The sequence below is a fragment of the Peribacillus sp. P4_C12 genome (genome assembly GCF_056402095.1).
Genome location: NZ_JBFUIB010000274.1, coordinates 1 through 4,984 on the forward strand (window position 1 = coordinate 1; position 4,984 = coordinate 4,984).

The 4,984-nt window shown below is 37.7% G+C and carries 6 protein-coding genes and 1 pseudogene; 2 read left to right on the top strand and 5 right to left on the bottom strand.

The window, feature by feature from the left end; genetic code table 11:
* Positions 1-317, top strand: a 317-nt coding sequence (locus tag AC1DUW_RS20860; RefSeq protein ID WP_477643351.1) for a reverse transcriptase-like protein, incomplete at its 5' end; no start/stop codon positions are given.
* On the top strand, positions 301-1,212 hold the full coding sequence (locus tag AC1DUW_RS20865; protein WP_053346716.1) for a DMT family transporter: 912 nt from the start codon (positions 301-303) through the stop codon (positions 1,210-1,212). The genes AC1DUW_RS20860 and AC1DUW_RS20865, both read left to right, overlap by 17 nt.
* 46 nt (positions 1,213-1,258) lie before the next feature.
* Here AC1DUW_RS20865 and AC1DUW_RS20870 read toward each other — a convergent pair whose 3' ends face one another.
* The 5 genes and pseudogenes from AC1DUW_RS20870 to AC1DUW_RS20890 form a co-directional block, all read right to left on the bottom strand.
* Positions 1,259-1,540: a DUF6123 family protein gene (locus AC1DUW_RS20870; RefSeq protein WP_176527531.1), complete on the bottom strand. Its 282-nt coding sequence runs from the start codon at positions 1,538-1,540 to the stop codon at positions 1,259-1,261.
* Between the two features lie 121 nt (positions 1,541-1,661).
* Positions 1,662-2,537: a 5'-3' exonuclease gene (locus AC1DUW_RS20875; protein ID WP_053346718.1), complete on the bottom strand. Its 876-nt coding sequence runs from the start codon at positions 2,535-2,537 to the stop codon at positions 1,662-1,664.
* A gap of 86 nt (positions 2,538-2,623) precedes the next feature.
* Positions 2,624-3,451, bottom strand: a complete 828-nt coding sequence (locus tag AC1DUW_RS20880) for a sulfurtransferase (protein WP_053346719.1) — start codon at positions 3,449-3,451, stop codon at positions 2,624-2,626.
* The gene (locus AC1DUW_RS20885; RefSeq protein ID WP_053346720.1) at positions 3,452-4,222 is read right to left on the bottom strand and encodes a DNA polymerase beta superfamily protein; all 771 of its coding nucleotides are present in this window, start codon (positions 4,220-4,222) and stop codon (positions 3,452-3,454) included.
* Positions 4,223-4,240: 18 nt separating this feature from the next.
* Positions 4,241-4,984, bottom strand: a pseudogene (locus AC1DUW_RS20890) (dynamin family protein); the annotation flags it as partial.

The window sequence follows — 4,984 nt, forward strand, 5'->3', positions numbered from 1 at the left end:
CCATCCCACTTGGAAATATGGAAAATCATGAGGCGGAATACCATGCTTTAATCAAGGCATTGGAGATATGTATATCCAGTCATTATCAAGTCGTTTCTTTTCGGACCGATTCCCAGGCCATCAACCAGGCCATTGAAAAAAGGTTTGCTAAAAAAAAATACGCCACCCTGCTTGATCAAGCACTTAAGTTATCAGACCAGCTTGAGTTATTTTTTGTGAAATGGATTCCAAATCTCGAAAATAAAAGAGCGGATGAGCTAGCACGACGGGCCATTCGTTTAAACAAAGTTGAGGAAAATAATGAAAAAGACAGCTGATGTTTCATTATTGTTTGTTGTATTCATTTGGGGTGTCACATTTGTTATGGTGCAGAATGCCCTTTCTTTTCTTGAACCTTTCACATTTAATGCTATCCGGTTTTTTATGGCCTTTGTTTTCTTGTTTATACCTTACTTATTAACCTTACATAAAAGGGGAAAAACCTGGAACAAGAAATTGTTAATTGCAGGACTTCATATCGGGGTATGGCTTTTCTTGGGTTATGGCTTTCAAACAATAGGCTTGAATTATACTACCCCTGCCAAAACTGGCTTCATAACAGGCTTAAGTGTTGTCATGGTACCAGTTTTTTCTTTGTTGCTATTAAAACTGAGGCTATCACGTAATACAGTAATGGGTGTCGTTGCCGCAACGATTGGGCTTTATTTAATGACTTTCGCCGACCGCTCTAACTTGAATGTTGGTGATTTTCTAGTATTTTTATGTGCGATCAGTTTTGCCATGCAGATTATTACGACTGCTAGGTATGCTAAAACCCTTCCTGCCTTACCGTTAACTCTGATTCAAATTTTCACGGTTTCTTTTTTATCCTTAGGTTCAGCCATATTATTTAATGAAGATTATTCTGTAATCTTTAAGTCGGAAGTCATGTTACAGCCAGAGGTCTGGACCGCCTTATTGGTCACGGCTGCTCTTGCAACGGCATTTGCCTTTTTCGCACAAACCTTCTTCCAGGCTTATACGACACCTACAAGGGTCGCATTAATCTTTTCAATGGAACCGGTTTTTGCGGCGTTTTCCTCATTCATATTGATTGGGGAAAAATTGACTTCTGCTTCAATCATCGGCTGCGTATTCATTTTCCTTGGAATGATTCTCGCTGAGTTGCCATCGAAGAAAAAGAAATCGATAGCAACTCAAGATTTTTCTTAAAAGACTAAATAAAAATAAATCGGACTTCTAAATTACGAAGTCCGATTTATTTTAGCAGTCCCTGCTTTTTTGCAAACGATACCGCTGCACTGCGAGTTTCAATGCCATTTTGTTTTAAGTTTTCTAAAAAGGAAATATAAAAGCTACCATCAAAATTCTTTTGAACTTTCAATGTCAATTCGATTGCTACATTGACTAAAATATCACTGGCGTTTGTATAGCGTTTGCCAAAATAAATAAAACCAATAGCATCATTCCCAAAAGTGAATCCCTTTCCTTCTAAAAAACTCACATACTCTTCAGTTGATTGCCCCACTTCTGCATCCACTCCATAATACTTGCCTTAATTTCATCTTACCGTAAATATAAGATTTTGCCTATCCATTTTTCGACAAAATACTTCCTATAAAAATAAACGGGGTTCCCAAGGGAACCCCGCTTCATTTATTTTACAGCATTCGCAGTAAAGTCCTAAATTCATGGTCTCTAGCCAGATTTTTCACTTTTTCACGGTCATACTGATACACCGCTTCATCTAAGGAGCATGAAACAGGTACGTCACACTTGATTTCGGCAAGTTTTCTCGATAGGTGAAGCATATCGACAGCCGATTCAATCTTAGATCGCTGCCCCTTGGTTAATGAAGCAACATTTTCAAGAATACCTTCTATATTTTGATACTGAATCAACAATTTCAAAGCTGTCTTTTCCCCAATTCCTTTGACGCCGGGGTAGTTATCAGCTGTATCTCCCATTAAAGCCTTTAAATCAATCATTTGTCTTGGTGTAATCCCTTTCCATTCAAAAAAGCTATCGGGATTATGCACTTCATAATTACCATACCCTTTTCTCAATAAAAGTACAGAAATGTTTTCTTCAATTAACTGAAGCATATCTTGATCTCCTGTCAATATGCCTACTCGACTATGTTCAGCAGATGCTTTTGCTATTGTCCCAATACAATCATCAGCTTCGTATCCGGAAAGCCCAATGTTCGGGATATCAAAGGCTTCAACAGCTTTTTTTGCTAAATCGAATTGAGGAATCATTTCAACGGGTGCTTCTGAACGATTAGCCTTGTATCCATCAAATAGTTCATTGCGGAAAGTTTTGCTTCCCATATCCCAACATACTGCTACATGACTAGGAGAAAAATGATTCACCGCTGTCAGCATATGCTTTAAGAAACCCTGTACGGCATTTGTTGGAATACCTTTTGAGTTAATCATAAATTGACCTGTAACGGCTGTTGCATAAAAAGCTCTAAATAAAAGCGCCATCCCGTCGACAAGCATAAAGGAAGGATGCTGTTCGTTTTCTTTCATTAACACATTTATCACCTCTATCATGATGTATATCTATTTTAACATAGCTGTCCACCTTTTTGAGGATCGTTAATTGGAAAACCTAATCATTCAATAGGATTATCAGAATAGGAAATCCAGTCACTAAAACTACCGACATATACCTTCACATCTTTAAAACCAGCTTCTTTTAAGGCTATATAATTGGGAGAAGCCGTCACACCTGATCCACAGTAAACGATAATCTCCTTATCTCGGCTGATTTCTGTGAAACTTAACTGAAGTTCTTCCGATTTTTTAAAATATCCATTTTCAAGAACCTTTGTCCATACCTTGTTAACTGCCCCAGGTATATGTCCGGCTTTTTTATCAATCGGCTCTTCAATCCCTTGGTACCGTTTAGACTCCCTTGAATCAATTAAAACAACATCATTAGGCCTATTTACTGTATATTCCTTCACTTTTTGATAAGAAGCCAAAACAGATTCATTTAAATCTATATTATAATGGGTTGAAGCATATTTCGACTGATTCGTTTCGAGCGGATAGCCCGCATCCTTCCATGCCCTAAAGCCGCCGTTAAGTACAAACACTTTCTGATGACCAAGATAGCTCAGCAGCCAGACAAACCTAGAAGCAAAGGAACCTTCTCCCCCGTCATAAGCAATAAGTACCGTATCATTGGTAATACCATTTGATTCAAGCCTCTCTTTTAATGTATTAAGGTCAGGAAGAGGATGTCTTCCACCATGCTTTTCAACCCGTCCGGATAAATCTTTTTCAAGATCAAAATAGACAGCACCCGTAATATGTTCTTTCTCGTATTCAATATAACCCACATCAGGGGCTCCTAGCTGAAAACGACAGTCACAGATTCTAATATCTCTAGAATTCAACAGCGACAACAGCTCTTCTTTTTCCATTATATAACCCATCTACACATCTCCCTCTTTCAAAATGGACCAAATTAATTGATTAAGATCCTGTTCCATGTGCTTCCCTATAGGAAGCTTAGTTATTTCATTCTTTATGGAAGGTAATTTCCCTTCCAAAAACTCAAGACTTTTTATACTTTCATGTTTTGAAAATTCTTCTTTTTGTTTTGCTGTAAATATTCGCGTCATTCTGCTTTTCATTTCCTTATCAATTAATACGGAATCGAGTAATTCCCAAACGCATAAAGGTGGAAGGGCTCTAAACAGGATTAAATATTGCAGTACTAAATAGGAACGATAAACTTGTACCCATGTTTTCAGCACTTTTTTTTCGGAACTACTTGTTTTTGTCAATTGCTGAAGATTGCCTGTCATCATCCGGTAGTAATGATGTACTAGAGCCTTTTTGGAATAGCATTCTTCGATTAACCCCTTCATCACCCGACAATAATCCGGTTGAACAATCAGTTGGATGGGTGACTGAAATAATTCAAATAGTGCGGGATTGCTCTTTAACGTTAGCCGTGATGTTTTAAATAGATCCCAGCCTTCCACGTCACAAAAGCCTTCATTCAATTGAATCACTTCGTCGGGTTGACTAAGTGAGAGATAGGATCGCCTATCATTATGAACATATATAAACCGGACATCAATATCTGAATTGGCTGATGATAAACCAAAAGAATGGCTGCCAGTTACAGCAGCCATTAATATTGTGATATTCTTTTTCTTTTCTAGGTTTCTCAAAATTGAAATAAGGTTTTCTTTCATAAACGAACCTCGTTTCTATTACAAATGCATTTTTTCCAATTCAATTACAGCCTTTTCATAATACGGTAAATCAACCTTTTCTTCTAAGGCTGCACGTAAGCCTGCGAAAATATCCGATATTTCCGTTTTATATTCTTTTTGAATGGAAAGTAACTCTTGATCAAGAATTTCCGTATACATTTCGAATATTCTCCCACCTTGCTCTTTTACATATATAAGGGCAGGTTCATCCAAACGCTGCTGAAGTCCCTCGCTCATTTTCACTTTCTCATTTTTTTCAAAGAAAGCCTTTGGATTTTTAAACAGCGCCAATTCTTTTTTGAATTCACTCGTGTCTAATTGGACAAAAGCACCCGAAAATTCAAGAGAATCCCTCTCATTTGGTTCATATGGCTGTAACGAAAGAGTTTTTCTTACTTTCTGTATCTGCTGAAGCAATCCGACTTGTTTCTCATTCAATAATTTATTGACGAACATTTCAGTCCTTAACGCCGTAGCACGCATTTCCTGTGCAAGGTCAAAGCCTAGTGCTTCTAATAAATTCTTTAATGCTTGTTTAAGGACCAGCTTCAGATCCTGCCCATCGTCTTTAATGACAGCCGGATTGAAAGATTCCTTGAAGAAATCATTAAACCGGAAAAATACGCGTTGTTTACTATAGAAAGTCAATTCATCAATCTCTTTTTTCAATCGTTGTTTTTCGGCGTCTCCTCTAATGACTTCCAGAAGACCAGAAATAGACTGCGCCTCAAGAGCGAGAGT

Coding starts and splice junctions, on each gene's coding strand:
- AC1DUW_RS20880 (WP_053346719.1), bottom strand. CDS start 3,451: ATGGGTTATATAATGGAAAAAGAAGAGCTGTTGTCGCTGTTGAATTCT.
- AC1DUW_RS20875 (WP_053346718.1), bottom strand. CDS start 2,537: ATGAAAGAAAACGAACAGCATCCTTCCTTTATGCTTGTCGACGGGATG.
- AC1DUW_RS20865 (WP_053346716.1), top strand. CDS start 301: ATGAAAAAGACAGCTGATGTTTCATTATTGTTTGTTGTATTCATTTGG.
- AC1DUW_RS20885 (WP_053346720.1), bottom strand. CDS start 4,222: ATGAAAGAAAACCTTATTTCAATTTTGAGAAACCTAGAAAAGAAAAAG.